The organism is Niallia sp. FSL W8-0177, from assembly GCF_038006285.1.
In the GTDB taxonomy this organism is placed as follows: Bacteria; Bacillota; Bacilli; order Bacillales; family Cytobacillaceae; genus Niallia; species Niallia circulans_A.
Genome location: NZ_JBBOUX010000001.1, coordinates 48,523 through 66,079, shown reverse-complemented (window position 1 = coordinate 66,079; position 17,557 = coordinate 48,523). Strand labels below are relative to the sequence as shown.

At 37.2% G+C, this 17,557-nt stretch carries 16 protein-coding genes; 2 read left to right on the top strand and 14 right to left on the bottom strand.

Going from position 1 to position 17,557, the window contains the following annotated elements:
* Positions 1 to 580: 580 nt before the first annotated feature.
* Positions 581 to 817 (bottom strand): DUF6171 family protein, encoded by a 237-nt coding sequence (locus NST77_RS00300; RefSeq protein WP_095330913.1) that lies wholly within the window; start codon positions 815 to 817, stop codon positions 581 to 583.
* A 1-nt stretch (position 818) separates the two neighbouring features.
* Positions 819 to 2,270, bottom strand: coding sequence for an alpha-N-arabinofuranosidase (locus NST77_RS00295; RefSeq protein ID WP_163187957.1), 1,452 nt, complete (start codon positions 2,268 to 2,270; stop codon positions 819 to 821).
* Between the two features lie 286 nt (positions 2,271 to 2,556).
* Between NST77_RS00295 and NST77_RS00290 the strand changes: the two genes are divergently transcribed.
* On the top strand, positions 2,557 to 3,471 hold the full coding sequence (locus NST77_RS00290; protein ID WP_095330909.1) for an ArsR/SmtB family transcription factor: 915 nt from the start codon (positions 2,557 to 2,559) through the stop codon (positions 3,469 to 3,471).
* Between the two features lie 310 nt (positions 3,472 to 3,781).
* On the opposite strand, the gene NST77_RS00285 is transcribed toward NST77_RS00290, so the two are convergent.
* The 5 genes from NST77_RS00285 to NST77_RS00265 form a co-directional block, all read right to left on the bottom strand.
* Entirely contained in the window at positions 3,782 to 3,931 is a 150-nt protein-coding gene (locus tag NST77_RS00285; RefSeq protein WP_341122623.1) for a hypothetical protein, read from the bottom strand.
* Positions 3,932 to 4,560: 629 nt separating this feature from the next.
* Positions 4,561 to 4,704 carry a hypothetical protein gene (locus tag NST77_RS00280; protein WP_341122622.1) on the bottom strand — a complete coding sequence of 48 codons (144 nt, stop codon included), beginning with the start codon at positions 4,702 to 4,704 and terminating at the stop codon, positions 4,561 to 4,563.
* Between the two features lie 66 nt (positions 4,705 to 4,770).
* On the bottom strand, positions 4,771 to 4,914 hold the full coding sequence (locus tag NST77_RS00275; RefSeq protein WP_341122616.1) for a hypothetical protein: 144 nt from the start codon (positions 4,912 to 4,914) through the stop codon (positions 4,771 to 4,773).
* Between the two features lie 22 nt (positions 4,915 to 4,936).
* The gene (locus NST77_RS00270) at positions 4,937 to 6,241 is read right to left on the bottom strand and encodes an IS91 family transposase (RefSeq protein ID WP_083967595.1); all 1,305 of its coding nucleotides are present in this window, start codon (positions 6,239 to 6,241) and stop codon (positions 4,937 to 4,939) included.
* A 113-nt stretch (positions 6,242 to 6,354) separates the two neighbouring features.
* On the bottom strand, positions 6,355 to 8,361 hold the full coding sequence (locus NST77_RS00265) for a beta-galactosidase (protein WP_341122621.1): 2,007 nt from the start codon (positions 8,359 to 8,361) through the stop codon (positions 6,355 to 6,357).
* A gap of 114 nt (positions 8,362 to 8,475) precedes the next feature.
* On the opposite strand from NST77_RS00265, the gene NST77_RS00260 reads away from it, so the two are divergent.
* The gene (locus tag NST77_RS00260) at positions 8,476 to 9,288 is read left to right on the top strand and encodes an AraC family transcriptional regulator (RefSeq protein ID WP_123258938.1); all 813 of its coding nucleotides are present in this window, start codon (positions 8,476 to 8,478) and stop codon (positions 9,286 to 9,288) included.
* 38 nt (positions 9,289 to 9,326) lie between these two features.
* Here the strand turns inward: NST77_RS00260 and NST77_RS00255 are convergent, their stop codons facing one another.
* From NST77_RS00255 to NST77_RS00225, 7 genes are all read right to left on the bottom strand, one after another.
* Complete coding sequence (locus tag NST77_RS00255; protein WP_095330903.1) at positions 9,327 to 10,265, bottom strand: magnesium transporter CorA family protein; 939 nt, start codon at positions 10,263 to 10,265, stop codon at positions 9,327 to 9,329.
* A 384-nt stretch (positions 10,266 to 10,649) separates the two neighbouring features.
* Positions 10,650 to 12,011, bottom strand: a complete 1,362-nt coding sequence (locus NST77_RS00250) for an MATE family efflux transporter (protein WP_061800610.1) — start codon at positions 12,009 to 12,011, stop codon at positions 10,650 to 10,652.
* Positions 12,012 to 12,189: 178 nt separating this feature from the next.
* Positions 12,190 to 12,633, bottom strand: coding sequence for a MarR family winged helix-turn-helix transcriptional regulator (locus NST77_RS00245; RefSeq protein WP_047941643.1), 444 nt, complete (start codon positions 12,631 to 12,633; stop codon positions 12,190 to 12,192).
* A gap of 155 nt (positions 12,634 to 12,788) precedes the next feature.
* Entirely contained in the window at positions 12,789 to 13,799 is a 1,011-nt protein-coding gene (locus NST77_RS00240; RefSeq protein WP_047941644.1) for an SPFH domain-containing protein, read from the bottom strand.
* A gap of 35 nt (positions 13,800 to 13,834) precedes the next feature.
* Entirely contained in the window at positions 13,835 to 14,686 is an 852-nt protein-coding gene (locus tag NST77_RS00235) for a TPM domain-containing protein (protein WP_053215638.1), read from the bottom strand.
* Entirely contained in the window at positions 14,683 to 15,711 is a 1,029-nt protein-coding gene (locus NST77_RS00230; RefSeq protein WP_047941645.1) for a TFIIB-type zinc ribbon-containing protein, read from the bottom strand. Before NST77_RS00230 ends, NST77_RS00235 begins: the two co-directional genes overlap by 4 nt.
* A 246-nt stretch (positions 15,712 to 15,957) precedes the next feature.
* A complete protein-coding gene (locus NST77_RS00225) occupies positions 15,958 to 17,433 on the bottom strand; it encodes a protein adenylyltransferase SelO (protein WP_061800608.1) in 1,476 nt (491 codons plus the stop codon).
* Positions 17,434 to 17,557 lie beyond the last annotated feature (124 nt).

Genomic DNA, 17,557 nt, shown 5'->3' with positions numbered 1-17,557 from the left:
AAAAAAAAGAAAAAAAGCTATATTTTAAGCAATACGCTCCATTTCTTACAAAGTCTACTAAATATAGATAGATGTCGATATTCCGTTTCAATATATTGTGTCTAAGACTATATAATCCTTTTTTGAGGTAAGAGTCAATAACGTACTTTTATATTTTTTTGTCAACAATTATCGCTTAAATTTGATAGATTTTTATATTTCCTTGTCGAATGATTTTGAATGAATTTAACTAACATTTGATACAGACTGTTTTCATTAGAATTTTCATTTAAAAAGAAGGCTCTTCATTTTTTATCATCCTAAAAAATATTGGCCTTTAGACAAACGCTAATAAATTTTTATTACTCTTTTGCATAAGGTCATCTTATTAAAATTTTATTTTTCCATTTAAATTCAAAAGTTTATTATAAGGTTGCAGCCAATTTTTTTCCATACATTTTTTTGCTTTTTTCTTTCCCTTCTCTTAAAAAGATTACACCTTTTTCTCTAAAAATATCTGTTTGTACTTTTATCCATAAAGAAAGAAGGCAGCAATGTGCTGCCTTCCTTTATCTCACTTAATATTTCATTTTTGTCAGTCCTACCATTTTTTATCAGGACAGCTTTTTTTGTCTAAGCTAGCACGGAAGCGGACAAAACATCCGCATTTTCCACAGGTATGTTGATTTAGGTGCTCACACTGGACACATATGCTCAATCGTAGATCTCTTATTTCCTCTCGCGCTAAATCTACTTCGAAGGAAAGCTGTTCTTGAACAAGTGCATCAACATCTAATTGACTAACTTGTTCCTTTAGCTCGCAGCCTACACAAGCCATCTCAGTTTTCCTTTGTTACGATGCTTGCAACACTCCTAGGTGGTAAAGTAACCTTTAATGTTCCTTTCTCAACTATATAGCTAGTAAACTCTTTTTTTGCTACAGCCTCTGGTTCTTCAAATGTATTATGAGCATTCATTGCATCTGCCGTAATATATTCTGCTTCCACTATTTCAAACTCCCCTTCTTCTCTGGAAAGGGTAATTTCTCTCGTTTCCGTTAAATCATAGTTACATAGTGAAACCGTTAATTTTCCATCCTTCTTAGAAGCTGTATATGTTACATGATTACTTTCATCCCCATAGGAATCAACTAACTCTGCATCCTGATGATGTTTATACAAATCAAAAACATGATAAGTAGGGGTTTTGATCATTTTCTCCCCTTCTGTTAATAGCATTGCTTGCAAAACGTTCACCATCTGTGCAATATTCGCCATATGAACTCGGTCTGCATGCTTATGGAAAATATTTAATGTAATTGCCGCAAGCATAGCATCACGAATAGTGTTTTGCTGATATAAGAAGCCAGGATTTGTACCAGGTTCTACGTTATACCAAGCTCCCCACTCGTCTACAATTAAACCAACACGTTTTTCTGGATCATATTTATCCATTATTGTACTGTGTTTGGTAATCAATTCGTCCATGTACTGAGCATGCTCTAATACAGAATACCACTGTTCTTCTGGGAAATTTATAGCATCGCCTTTATCCTCCCATACTCTTGTTGGAATGGAGTAATGGTGGAGGCTAATTCCATCCATAAACCTTGCTGCATTTTTCATTAATACTTCTGTCCAATTATAGTCATCTACACTTGCCCCACAGGCAATTTTGTAGATATTATGCTCTCCATATTTCCGAACATAGGTCTGATATCTCCGGTAAAGGTCCGCATAATATTCTGGACGCATATTTCCGCCACAGCCCCAGGATTCATTACCAACACCAAAAAATTCTACTTTCCATGCTTCCTCCTGGCCATTTTGCCGGCGGAGATTTGCCATTGGAGATTCGCCATTCATGGTCATATATTCTACCCATTCTTGCATTTCTTGAACTGTCCCGCTTCCTACATTTCCATTAATATAAGCTTCACAATCTAATTGGCGGACCAATTCAAAGAATTCATGGGTACCAAAGTGGTTATTTTCTGTTACTCCACCCCAATGTGTATTCACTATTGTACTTCTATTCTCTATTGGTCCAATCCCGTCTTTCCAATGATATTCATCAGCAAAACAACCACCTGGCCACCGAACTACAGGAATTTGAATCTCTTTTAATGCATTTACAACATCTTTACGAATTCCATTTTCATTTGGAATATCAGAGTCGGTACCAACCCAAACACCTTCATAAATGCACCGTCCTAGATGTTCTGCAAATTGTCCATAAATATATTTACTTATTGTTGGTCCTTGTTTATCTACTAATAATTTCACTTGCATGTTGTGATTCCTCCATTTTTAATTTTTGGAAAAACAATAACAAATTACTAAGTTGTTCACAATTCTATGTATAATATCCTCCTTTCTACTATTGCTAGTTACATAGTTAAAAAGATAAACTCATGACTAAAATATAATACAATAAGAAAGCGTTGTCAATAACTTACTGGTATACTATTATGATAATATCATTATTTTTAATTAACTAATTAGTTATATATAATATTTGATTTTGCTATTAACTTATTCTTGTAGTAATATAATAGTAATAAAGGGGGTACCAAAGATGCAATTAGATATATCGGAAAATTCTATCCCTGTGTACGAGGTTCTATCCAGCCCTACACGAATAAACATTATTAAATTATTATCCAAGAAAAAAATGAATATTGGCGAGCTCGCAAAAGAATTGAATATAAGCAGTGCCATAGTCAGTAGACATATTACAAAAATGAGTGATGCAGGTTTAGTAAAAACCGAAACAATCCCTGGCAAATCTGGTCTGCAAAAAATTGCTATCTTAAAAGTAGATCGAATCGAAATACAATTTCCTCAAAAGATTTACTCTGCTTTTGAAACCTATAAACAGGCAATTCCAGTTGGTCACTATTTTAATTTTGAAGTTTACCCAACCTGCGGCCTGGCGACTACCGCTAAAGCTATTGGCGAATACGATGATCCTAAATACTTTATGGATCCAGAAAAAAATCAGGCAGCTATCCTGTGGTTCACGAAAGGATTTATTGAATATCGCATTCCTTCTATTCTGAAAGAAAAAGATAGACTAGAGATGATTGATATTGTCTTGGAAGCTTCTTCTGAATTTCCTTATTCGAATAATGTCTGGCCTTCTGATATTACATTTTCTTTAAATGGTAAAGAACTGTGTACGTGGACTAGTCCAGGAGACTTCTCTGACACAAGAGGCCGTTTTACCCCCGATTGGTGGCCAAATGAAACCAACCAATACGGTATCTTGCTTACTATTCGCATCACCAAGCACGGGGTTTATGCTGATGGCAAAAAATTATCCGATACTACTATTGATCAGTTTCGCGAAGAACAAAGTGGAATGTGGGATTTAAAAGTAGCAGTAAAAGAAGATGCAGAAAATCTTGGCGGCGTTACTTTATTCGGAAAAGGGTTTGGAAATTACGATCAAGATATAAATTTCATTACGTATTATAGTAATCCCGTGTAGTCGATTCGATAAAAGTCGTACAAATTAATAGAATAAAACTTTACGTCTAAAGAAAAGGTGTTTGAAGAAAAGCACCTTTTCTTTTTGTTTTAAATCTTCTTTTAATGAACACCATTTTTTTGTTTAGTCCTGAGATTGTTGGTGTTCATTTGCTTGATGAACACCTCTTTTCCCTCAGCCTCCCTGGATTGTGGCTTTCATCCTCTTGATGAACACCATTTTTCCCTCAGCCTCCCCGGATTGTGGCTTTCATCCTCTTCATGAACACCTCTTTTCTCTCGGTCTTCCTGGATTGTGGCTTTCATCCTCTTCATGAACACCTCTTTTCCCTCGGTCTTCCTGGATTGTGGTGTTCATTCCCTTGATGAACGCCTCTTTTACTCAGCCTCCCCGGATTATGGCTTTCATTCTCTTCATGAACACCTCTTTTCCCTCGATCTTTCTGGATTGTGGTGTTCATCCACTTGATGAACACCATTTTTTCCTCAGCCTCCCCGGATTGTGGCTTTCACTCTCTTCATGAACACCTCTTTTCTCTCTTCCTTCCTAAATTTCGGCTTTCATCCTCTCCATGAACGCCTCTTTTCCCTCAGCCTCCCTGGATTGTGGCTTTCATCCTCTTGATGAACGCCTCTTTTCCCTCGGCCTCCCCGGATTGTGGTTTTCATCCTCTTCATGAACACCTCTTTTCTCTCTTCCTTCCTAAATTTCGGCTTTCATCCTCTCCGTGAACGCCTCTTTTCCCTCAGCCTCCCTGGATTGTGGCTTTCATCCTCTTGATGAACACCATTTTTTCCTCAGCCTCCCCGGATTGTGGCTTTCATCCTCTTCATGAACACCTCTTTTCTCTCTTCCTTCCTAAATTTCGGCTTTCATCCTCTCCGTGAACGCCTCTTTTCCCTCAGCCTCCCCGGATTATGGCTTTCATCCTCTCCGTGAACGCCTCTTTTCTCTCTTCCTTCCTAAATTTCGGCTTTCATCCTCTCCGTGAACGCCTCTTTTCCCTCGATCTTTCTGGATTGTGGTGTTCATCCACTTGATGAACACCATTTTTTCCTCAGCCTCCCCGGATTGTGGCTTTCACTCTCTTCATGAACACCTCTTTTCTCTCTTCCTTCCTAAATTTCGGCTTTCATCCTCTCCATGAACGCCTCTTTTCCCTTCTCTCTCACAAATTGTGATTTTCATCCCATCCATCAACATCATCTCGCCCGCCCCTTCATCTAGCAGCAAATCTCATCCGCCTTCCTCCATACTCCCAAATAAGAAAAACCGGGCATAGCCCGGTCCTTTTCATGGTTAGAGAATATCCGATAATTTGTACTCTATGCCATGTACCCCTTTATAATACTCAGGATACATTTCACCCCCACATTTTTCACATGCAAACATAGGAGGAGTTGTCGGATCTCCATCATCCATTAAATCGAAATCCCTTACCACGTTAATAGGAATCTCTTCTTTCTCATGACACGCCAAACAAACATAGCTGACGCTCTGTTGCTTGGACTGGTTTAGGCTTATGTTTTTCTTCTTTTTCTTTCCCTTTTTGCGGGTTTTTGATACCGGTGAGATCGTTAATCATCCTTTCTAAATAAGCTCTTGTAGTTTTGCATAAGGCTACCTTTATTTCTAATTTACCATTTTCAAGGCAGACTTCTCCCTTGTATTCATAGTAACATTCACACCTCTGACAAACGAGAGGGTCTTTCTTGCCACTGGCTACTATTCTTTCACGCCACGTCTGGCGACGTAAGGTTTTCTTAACTTTTACAACCCAACGTCTTGCTTTTTGTTGCCAAGTACTCAACACTTTTTTACACAAGTTTTTTGATCTTCTTGAATACATACCGTAATGCCGAATAGTTTTAAATTGCTCGTCTGGGATATGGCGAATTAAACGTGAAATAAATTCTTCGACACTTACGGTTTCGGATTTGTCTTTTCCGTCAGTTTTATCCTTATATTTGAACGTAACGAATTGCCCATCATATGCCTCAATCCGATTGATTCCAATCGCTGGTCGACGAATATAACGGCCAATATAACGAAGTTGTTCTTTTATTTTTCCCCTCTGTTTAGGTGCATACACATAGAAGCCTTCGCCATTATTGGTGAACGCCTTTTGAAGTCTTGGTTGGATTCTTTTCTTTTCTCTTGGTGAAACTCCGTTTCTAATTAATTTTAATACGACCGTTTGCCATTGTTTACGAAGCATCGTAAATGGCAAGAAATCATACTGCTTCCATTCTCCTTTTTCTGTTAATCCACCCATTGTAACTAACATATGTACGTGAGGATTGAAGTTGACCCTTGAACCAAAAGTGTGGAGTCCAGCAATAATCCCAGGTGTTACCTTTGCTTTCTTTTTGAAGAAGTCAGTAAGTAGTCTTGCAGAAGCATCCATTAAATCTTTTAATAGATGTCGGTGAAGGAGAAATACATCTCTTAGTCCTTCATCAATCGTAAAAATTACGTGCCGATGATTAACCTGAAGAACATCTTCAGTAAGTAACCTACTCCATTCTTCACTTTCTCCAACAGAGCACGTGGTACAAAATCGACCTTTACATCGGTAAGGAACCTTTCGCACATCATGACAACCTTCACACACAAATAACTTAAATCCATTTTTGATATCCCCACAATCTCGAAATTTCTCAACCTCCTTAATTACGATAGGGCGGATTTTAGCACCGTGTTTTCTTTTGAAAGCTTCCCAATGTTGGTGTTTATCAAAAAATATTCTTCTCAATATATTGGTCTCCATAAAATGAAAATACCACAGCTTAAATGACTGTGGTAGACCCAAATTTTTATACTTTCTTATCTTTTAAAAAAGCTACATCGACTTATTCGATGTAGCCAAACTCCACGTAATTTTTATTTCAATATAAGTACATCAAATTGCTTTAATTCCACAGCTTCCTTCACCACTTCTCCAGTTAGTAGATTAACCTTACCAACCAGCTCTTCCGGTAATTGCTGCTTGTTTACCTGTTGGTTAATGACAAAATAAAACGAAGCTTTGTCTGTATCTCTTTTCGTAATTTCTAAACCCTCTCCATTTGAACAAATTGGCTTTGCCTCTGTTCCCTCTATCACTTGGTTCAATAAATGAGTAAGACCAGTCTGTTCTACTTGTGTACCAACATACCAAACAGTCCCTTTTCCATAAGTGTTTTTTGTAATAGCCGGTGTATTTCCGTAAAAATCTTTTTTATAAGCAGCGACGGTCTCTGCTCCTTCTAGATGAATAATGTCACATAGCAGCTGACAGGTATAGATATTTCCATCCGCAAATTCAACCCCGTTTTTTTGTTCTGGGGCTAATGCGTCAATTTCCTCGACCCAGATTCCTGCTATTTCTCTTAATGGTCCTGGGTACCCGCCAAGGTAGACATTATCTGATTCATTAACAATTCCGCTCATAAAAGTAGTAACAAAATGTCCGCCATTTTCCACAAATGCAGTGATTCGCTCTGCCAGTTCTGCTTTCATCATATAAAGAACTGGGGCAACGACCATGTCATACTTAGAGAGGTCACTATCAACCGAGATCATATCAACTGGAATATTCTTTGTATAAAAATATTGATAGTATTGATGAATTTGATCAACATATTTTAAATCTTTATTTGGTCCACTCGTATACTCGAGTGCCCAATAGTTTTCCCAGTCAAAAATGATGCCAACCTTACTATCAATGGTAGAGCCTAAAAATTCATCCCCTAAATTCTGCAATTCATTCCCAAGTTCTCTTACCTCTCGAAACACTCTTGTATTTTCATGGCCGACATGCTCAATAACAGCACCATGAAATTTCTCGCATGCTCCGACGGAACGGCGCAGCTGGAAAAATTGAATCGTATCTGCTCCATGTGCTATCGTTTGGTAACTTTGTGCCCGCATTTTCCCAGGTCGCTTTAAGGAATTATAAGGCTGCCAGTTTTGCTGGCTAGGAGTTTGTTCCATTAACATAAACGGCTGCCCATCTTTAAGTCCGCGCATTAAATCATGACACATCGCTGTGTAGCTCAATGGTGTATTATAGCTTGGATAATTATCCCATGAAACGAGATCCATTTCTTTTGCCCATTTAAAGTAATCTAAATTTTTATAAGTGCCCATTAAATTTGTGGTGATAGGCGTATCGGCGTCATATCTTCGTATAGCATCCCGTTCCATCTTGTAATTTTCCAGCATACTATCGGAATTAAAGCGGCGGTAATCGATAGATATTCCTGCAAATGCGGTTTTATCACTGCCAATCCCTTCACTTAATGCATTCGGAAGAACGATTTCATCCCACTCATAGATGGTATGACCCCAAAATTCCAAATTCCATGCTTGGTTCAATGCTTCAATCGTTTGATATCGTTTTTTCAGCCACACTCGAAATGCCTTTTCACAGTTTTCACAGTAACACTCGCCGCCATATTCATTGTTAATATGCCAACAAGTAACATATGGATTATTTCCGTATCTTTCTGCTAATTTCCCCGCTAGTTTACTTGCATACTTTTGGTAAACGAGACTGTTTGGGCAGGCATTATGTCTCTGTCCAAATTTATGGTGTCTGCCCTCATAATCAGTTCGTGCTACTTCTGGATATTTTTTTACCATCCATGCTGGTAACGAAGCTGTTGACGTGGCCAGGATGATATCATACTTATCCCGGCTTAGCATTTCAACTATGTCATCTAGCTCCTCAAAGTAGTATTCATCTTCAGAAGGTTGAATTTTTGCCCATGAAAAAACATTAATCGTCGCTGAATTAATCCCCGCCTTTTTAAATATCCGCATATCCTCTTCCCAAATCTCTTTTGGCCATTGATTCGGATTATAATCTCCTCCATATAAAATACGATTAAAGAATTTTTTCGCCATCTTCATCCCTCCACTTTTTTTATACATTCATTATAGATAGGCAAATAAAGAAAAAGTATAATAAGAGTAACTAGTTTATATAAAAATATGAAACTAATGTAAGGGGATACATAAATGGAAGTACATTTTAATTTATTAGATGGTTCTAATCCCTTTTCCATCGAAAGCATCGGCTATCAGTGGGAGCAAGAAATGATTATGCGAGCGGATGGCTATCCGTATTACCATTGGTTACAAACGGAAGAGGGGTTAGGGGAGGTCACCATTGAAAATGAAAAGATCCGCTTAAGACCTTCGGAAGGAATTCTGATTACACCATTTGTTTCACATTACTATCAGGCCATTTCGGCCAAGGGCTGGCAAACAAATTTTTTAACGATTAACGGTACTTTTTCTCCAAATATAGCAGATATCCTTGGAACTGCTCCATACTATCTTGCCAACGATTGCCAAGATTTCTCTTACAGTAATTGGACGAGAAAAATGTTGTCCCATATAAAAAACGAAAACCAAAATAGACAGCAGCAGCTTTCCATTGATGTGTATACCTTTTTATTAAATATACGAGACCATGGCTTACATAGAACCGTCCATACTAATGATTTATATCAGCAATATATTTGGCCGAGTATCCAATGGATTGAAACAAACTATGTAGAGAAATGTGATATTGGCGATATCGCAAAGAGACTCTATATCTCCCCACAATACTTGAATAAGCTTTTTAGACGATTTGTCGGTGTTTCTATCTATCAATATATCCTTGCATACAGAATAAAAAAGGCAAAAGAAATCTTAGTTACCAATAGAGAAATAAAAATCAAGGACATTACGTTCTTAACTGGCTTCAATGACACCAGTCATTTTGTTGCCACCTTTAAAAAGGAAACAGGCTTCACACCAAAAGAGTTTCGAGCATTTTATTAAAGAAGCTCCTCCCTATCATAAGGAGGAGCTGTACATTATCAAAAGAATTTCTTTTTCCAAAAGACTAGAGCTGTTATTCCTGATAATAGGAAGGAAATCATAATCGCAATGGTGAAAGAATAGGACATATCCTGAAATGGAATATGCACATTCATGCCGTAAAAGCTCGCAACCATTGTTGGTAAGGATAAAATAATCGTGAAGGATGTGAGAAACTTCATGACCATATTAACATTATTGGAAATAACTGAAGCAAAGGCATCCATCATTCCACTTAAAATCGACATATGGGTTTCGGCCATCTCAATTGCTTGCTGATTCTCAATGATAACATCCTCTAACAATTCTTGATCATCTTCATACATTTTCAAATAATTACTTTTAAGCATTTTTTGCATAACAATATTATTCGATTTTAAAGAAGTCGTAAAGTACACTAAACTTTTTTCGATGTTAAGCAAAGAGAAAAGCTCTTTATTTTTCATGGACTGCTGCAGCTCTTTTTCAATGCTATCTGTCTTCTTGCTGATTTGCTTTAAATATTTTAAATAAGCTGTCGCCATACTATACAGTATTTGCAAGGAAAAACGAGTTTTTTTGTACGTAAAAAAGCTCTTCATTCTTCCTTCAGAAAATTGTTGAAAAATAGGATTATCCTTTAAGCAAACAGTAATAAAGCAATTCTTGGCAATAATCATTCCTAATGGAATGGTGTCATAAATTTGTGTCTTTTTTTCATCAAACGAAACGAGCGGAAGATTGACAATGATCAATATATTCTCCCCATCTTTTTCAATTCTTGAACGCTCTTCTTCATCCAATGGATCTTTCATAAACGCTAATGGAATATCTAAACCTGTTGCAATTTCTGTTATCTCCTGCTCTGTTGGTGCTATTAAATTGATCCAGCAGCCATTGACTACTTTATCTGTTTCCTGCAACATTCCATCTTCATTTGAAATATAAATTTTTCTCATGCTTTTACCTCCTCTTGTTGTAGAGGAAGTCAACATTCTCTGCCAAATAAAGTTGAATCTTTATCAGTATTCAAACTTCTAAAGGAAGGGCTATATATGACTTCCTCTTTCATGGCCGTGGGTTCTGGTTCAGGTTCCATACACTTTCGAGTACTCATAAAAATTCAACTCCTTGCTTGTAATCTTTAAACCTCTTACATACTACTTTATAATTTATTGATTGTAAACCGAAAAAGACTAAATTTCTCTCGTTCCCCTTATAGCTTACATAAATAGACACTATCTCTGCAATATTGCTGAGACTAGAGGAATTAGTGTTTCTTCTCCTATTACAGCAATATTGCATTTTTGTTTTCCTAAGCAAGAATCCATTATTTTGGCGTATTATTCTCCTTGCAGCAACTCTTCCACAGAAGGACTATTTAATTTATTTCTTAATACATATAATATAGCTGCGGCTACTATGAATGTAATACTATCTGCTATAAACAGGGACCAAACGACACCATGAAAACCAAAAGTGAAATTAGCAAAAAACAAAATAGGAATTAACACCAATCCTTGCACAAAGGCCATAACAAAGGCAGCAGTACCCTGACCAGTCGCCTGAAACATGCCAATAATTAAGAATGTAAAACCAGATAAAAACATAGATAAGAACGTTACTTTTAAGATATAGCTTCCTACTGTAATTAATTCGATATCATTAGTAAATAAACCGATAAGGTTGCTGGATGTAAAAAAGATAATTAATCCAAAAAGAACGGCCATTCCTAGTATAAGCTTACTCGTAAACGCCAAAACTTTTTTCATCCGCTTTCTATCTGCTGTAAAGGAATAAGCTATTAACGGCACTACCCCCTCACAAACTCCCATGATGAAAAACTCAGGAAACTGTTGTAATCTTGAGGAAATTCCATAACCAGCAACTGCTTTATCTCCATATATCATCATAAAGTGATTAAAGAATAGGGCTGTAACTCCCATAAACACATTCATCAAAAATACGGGAACCCCAATCGTTAAAATATGCTTAAAGATAGTTTTTTCGAATGAAAATTCTCGAAAAGATAAGGTAAGGAATTTGCTCTTTTTTCCCATATAATAACTAAAATAAATACAAGCCATAATATTTGAGAGAATGGTTGCTGCTGCGACCCCCATAATTCCTAGCTTTAAAACAAAAATAAACAATAAATCAAGCACAATATTTATGGCAACACTAAGTATCATTCCAATCATAGAAACATTTGCCGCACCTTCTGATCGAACTAATTGTTCCATAGTAAAAAATAAAATGATAAACGGTGAACCAATAATTAACATCAATACGTATTGTTTTGTATAATCGAAGGAATGGAGGCTACTACCCAATAATGAAACAATCGAATCTATAAATGGAACTGTAATTATAATGATTAATAAACCTAATAATATAGAACTGTAAATAGAAATCGAAGATACTTGTTTTACTCTATAATATTTTTTTTCACCAAGAAGCCTTGATATATAGGTACCCCCTCCCATTCCTATTAAATTTCCAAAAGCCATGATTAGAGCAAAGACGGGAAGTGCTAGTGTAATAGCTGTAAGCATCGCAGTGTCCTGTAAAAAGCCAATAAAATAAGCATTTAAAATCGAATAAACTACTGTCATTGACATACCAAGCATCATTGGGATAGCAAAATGGGCAACCGCTTTAGCAATTGGTGCTTTTTCAAAATAATAAAGATTTTCTTTTTCCATATTCCCACTACTTTCTTTTTTATTTAGTTAGAAATCTAACTATTTATTTGTAATAAACAGACCTCATTCGTTGAACCGTACTTAATCTAAATGTATTGAAAAGGAAAAACAATTTAGTTTTTTATTTACTTAGAACTCTAACTATATACGGTGATATCCCCTGTAAGATATCACTTTGCTAAAGTTGTTTGTCTACATTTACATTCATTCGTTCTAAAAAATGAAATAGCTGTTTTTTCTCTTCTTCACTAAAACCCTCTACCAGCATATTCTCAGCATTTGCAAAAAAAGCTTCAAAATCACCTACGATTTTTTTCCCTTTCTCTGAAAGAGACAATAACTTTCTACGCTCATCCTTTGGATCAATTGTACGTTTTATAAAATCTTTTTTTTCCAAATTATGAATGATACTACTGATGGAGGAACCCTTTCGATTAAACCTTGATTCTAAATCCTTATGCGTAATCCCCTGTTCCTCATGCGCATCAATGAAACCCATAGTACGAGCCTGTTCTAATGTAATCCCATGCGCTTCCAACCTTTTATCACCACTTAGCTTAATTTTATGATTAATGGTGCGAATAAGATATTGAAAATTTACTTCAAACTCCCTCTCCTTCATGTTCATTCCTTCCTTTTCAATTACTTAGAATACTAACTAATTTACCTCACCTTCTATATAATGTCAATAAAATGCTTTTTGTGTTTGTAAAATAACAACCTATAAACCCAAAAACAAAACGGTTTCCCTCTATGGAAAACCGTTTTGCGTCTCTTTTATACTAATTTATGGCCACAATTGGAGCAGAAATTGCCTTCCCCTGTTTTCGTTCCACAATTCGGACAAAAATTGGGCCGTTTTTTCTCTTGATTCTGGGATGCTGCTTCTGGTGTTGGTTGTTGAGCCGGCGCTTGCTGCTGATTTTGCCCCTGGCTTTGATTTTGCTTATTCATTTTATCCATCATTTGATTAGCCATATTCATTCCCATCATCATGCCAGCCATATCAGACGCTGCACCCCCGCCTGACATTTTCCCATTAGCCATGCCATCAATCATCGAGATTTGCTGGTACTTATCTATATTGCCAACCATTCCGTGTGAGGCATTTTTATTAATCATTTCCTGTACTTCTTTCGGATAGCTGAAGCTCATAATCTGGAAGCCTGTTATCGCAAGCCCGCTTTCCATCATCTGGCTATTTAAATCTTCTTGAATGCCTTTGGCAATTTCAAAGGAGTTTGCTTGGAGATTGAACATATCCTTACCTGCTGTGACTATCCACTTCATTAATAATTGATCCAGCACAGAGATAATGCGAATTTTTACATCTTCTACTAAATATTGATTTTTAATCCCAGCAATTTTATCGATCAGCGCGATATAGTCCTTTACTTTAAATTGAAAGGTTCCGTTTGCTCTTATTGGCATTCCACCAGGAAGCCCAGCAGCTGGTATATTTATTGCATTTTTCGTGCCCCATTTAACTGTAAATTCCTTAGTATTGACGAATAGTACTTCAACTCGCATTCCACTATTGAATCCGAACTTAAAGCCTTTTAAAGTGGACAGAAATGGAACAATTTGCGATTCAATATCATACTCACCCTCCTCTTGAAAAGCTCCTTCTATATTGCCATTATTTAAGAAGATAGCATCCTGTCCTGGGCGAATAATTAATTTACTTCCCTTTTTAATTTCACGATTTTTCCATTTATAAAAAATCATATCTTCACGAAATTCTTCCCATTCCACTACATTGGCAAATTGATTACGAAAAAATGACATCCTTTTTTAACCCCTTTCAATAAGTAAATATTTGTTTAGAATTTTCCTCTGCTTCCACTATGGGAGTGACCACCGCCAGTGATCCCGCCACCGCCACCTGAGTTGTTTTGTGGCTTTCTTTGTTTTGTTACTGTTTTTCGAATAAAGCGATCATGTCTATTTATAATCTTCGAGTTATCCATATACGTATTGCCATTCACGGTTACTTTTCCTCCAGATTGGAAAACCATTATACTCACGATGATCCCTGCAATCACGAGCGAGGCAATTAGCTGAAAGCCCCAATGGAAGAAAAATGCTGGCATTCCACTTGCATTATTTTCCTCGTTATATTCATTTCGAGCCTCATCTATGCCGCTATAATCATAATCATCTTCTAAATTAGCCGGGTCATCCACTAAATAATAAGCCGATTCATGCATAAAAGTGGAGAAAGCTTCAAAATATTCACCATCTGATAAAGCTGGTGTTATCTCTTCACGGATATAATCAATTGTCGCGTTATCCAATGCATCTTCCGCTCTTTTAAAACCTGCTAAATAGATATCTCTTTCTTCCATATCAATGGCTAAGATGGCTGTATTTCCATGAGGCTGGTCATAGCCTGGTGCTTCTTCATCATAATAATCGTCTACATATTGTTCGATATCTTTTCCATCTGTACCATCTAGCGTAAGAATCAATAAGGCAGTTTCGGTTTCTTCGCCTAATTCCTCTGCTAAGCTTTCCAGTTCTGTTTTTTCAGAATCTGTTAAAAGCTGGGCATCATCAAAGATATATTCCGTTTGATTTTCTGAAGCTGCACTTACAGCACTGCCTGAAAACAGAGTAAATATTGCCAAGGCAATAAATAGTAAACTACTATAGTTCCTTAAAATTTTTCTCAAAAGAAACCACCACCCATTAAGAAGGAGATACCTTTTAATGCAAGGAATGTGCCGCAAGCAATTCCGCTAAACCATAGCGCTACCTTGCCTTTACTAATCGGCGGTTTCCCGACTACTTTTCCTGTCTGCCCATTCATCGCAAAAATATGCTCTTGGCTTTCGTAATCGTAACTGACCATCCATACAGGTAGCAAGACATAATCACTCCGGACCGCTTTTGTATCAATATTTCTATCCCGATAATTTATCGTATGATACCCTATAAAAGTAGAGTGTACAAAGGAATCAATGTAATCACTCACTTTATCTTTGGCTCGCGGCAATAATTCCGCATCCGTATAATTATATTTTTCAGAAATAAAGCCAGCTAGATAAGGTGTTTTAAAATCTTTTAACTGCTCATATGGAAAAGGTTCCAATTTATCCATTAATTCATCTTTCATTTTTTCAGAAGCATCAACTGGAATTTTCGTATAATCTAAATTTATCTTTCGATATGCTTCATAATACTTCGTTTCCGTATAGATATAATCACCGCTTGTATACGTCCGGACCTTTGTGCAAAGGGCAGTTACATCAACATCACTGTTTAAATCATAAAGCCAGAATGGTACATACATACCAGTAATACTTTTTATCCTGTCTGCATTCATAAATCCCTTTGGAGTCAATAGTCCCTTTCTGCACCATTTTTGAAAAGCCGCCATAGCTTCTTCTTTACTGATTGTAAAAGGGATCACTTTCTTAGGAGCAAGCGCTCCTGCCAAGCGGTCAGCAATAACAACGCCTGCACCGCAAAAGCTACAATTTGTTGCCGTTGTGTCTGCTTCTGTTAGTAATACTGCCCCGCAGTTGTCACAATGGTATTCCTTCACCTCATTCTCTTCAAAAGAAGCGGTCATTAAATTTTCTGGATAGCTCTCAATATTCTCTTCATTTCCACAGCTAGGGCAAGATAAACTGCCTGTATCTGCATTAAAGCTCATATCTCCCCCACAATTTGGGCATTTATAATGAAGGATCAAGTAAATCACCTCAATTTTTATCTCTTCTTATACTAATCATACCTTATTTATCCACTCGCTGCTCTGCTGCCGTGAAAAATTTCCGTTATATACATATACTGATTGAACGTTTAAAAAGTTTCATTTTCACACTTTGTTTATAGATGACAGAGATGTAAACATTTACTCGAAAATAATAAAAAAAGTTCCTCGTTTCTAAAAAGAAACAAGGAACCTTCGATTGTTATCTATGCCCTATTAAAATCATCATGTTCCGCAATACGTTTTATAAGCAGGGTTAATCTTCACTGGAGCTATGCCGTACTCCATTTGTGCTTGTGTATATGCATAGGGGTTAGATAGCATTTGTAATAATTCCTCCATTACACTTAAATCTCCGCCTTCTGCAGCATCAAGTGCTGCTTCGACACGATGATTGCGAGGGATTACGACCGGATTATGTTTTTTCATTCGTTCACGAGCAGCCACTTCTCCCCCTTCTTGTCCTGCAATTCTTTCCTTCCAAGCTTTATGCCATTCGCTAAATGCTTGATTTTTATTTAGTTCTATTCGTTCTACTTCCCCTATCGTTAAAGCACGGAAAGTATCTGTATAGTCCGCCCGATTATTTTGCATAATGCCAAGGAGCTTCTCTATTAGCTTAGCATCTTTTTCTTCTTCCGCTGCCACTAATCCTAATTTTCCTCTCATTCCATCAAGCCAATGCTGCTGATATAAAGGATTAAATTGATCTAATTGTGCTTGCGCAAGTTCCACTGCTTTTTCCGTATCATCATGGAATAATGGCAACAGGCTTTCTGCAAACCTAGCCAGATTCCATCCCGCTATTTTCGGCTGATTTCCATAGGCATACCGACCTTGAACATCAATCGAGCTAAAAACAGTATCTAAATGGAAGCTATCCATAAACGCACATGGTCCATAGTCAATCGTCTCGCCACTAATCGTCATATTATCTGTGTTCATAACACCATGGATAAAACCAACTAATTGCCATTTAGCAATTAATGCAGCCTGCCGCTTCATTACTTCTCTAAACATTTCAACATACGGATTCCCATCTTTCTTAATTGTTGGGAAATGCCGTTCCATAGCATAATCCGCAAGTGCTTTAAGATCCTGCTTTGACTCAAGAGCAGCTGCATATTGAAATGTTCCTACGCGAAGATGGCTTGCTGCCACTCTTGTTAAAATCGCTCCTGGCAAACTCGTTTCCCGGACAATCTTCTCACCTGTATCAACAACCGCTAAGCTTCTAGTAGTCGGAATCCCTAGTCCATGCATCGCTTCACTAATGATATACTCCCTTAGCATCGGCTTAAGCGCTGCTCTTCCGTCGCCACCGCGCGAATAGGGAGTTCGGCCAGAGCCTTTTAATTGGATATCGAATCGTTCGCCTGATGGGGTAATCTGCTCTCCAATTAACATCGCCCTTCCATCGCCTAGCATGGTCGGGTGGCCAAATTGATGGCCTGCATATGCTTGCGCAAGAGGAAAGCCTCCTTCTGGAACCTCATTCCCGCTTAATACTTGTATTATCTCAGGGCGCTGCAATTGCTCCCCATTTAATCCAAGTGTCTTAGCCAAATCCTCATTAAGCTTCACTAAACTTGGGGAACTGACTGGATTTACTGTCATCTTAGAATAAAATGTTTCGGGAAGACGAGCATAACTATTATCAAAATTCCAGCCAACATCTGTTTTTGTCTCTTTATTACTCATATTAGCTCCCTTCCATTCCTTTTTGATATTTCTATTATACCCTTTTCACCGTGAAGAACATGCAATAACACTTTGCAAAAAACAATTCTATATAAAGAAAACAGCTTCCTTTAGTTGAAAGCTG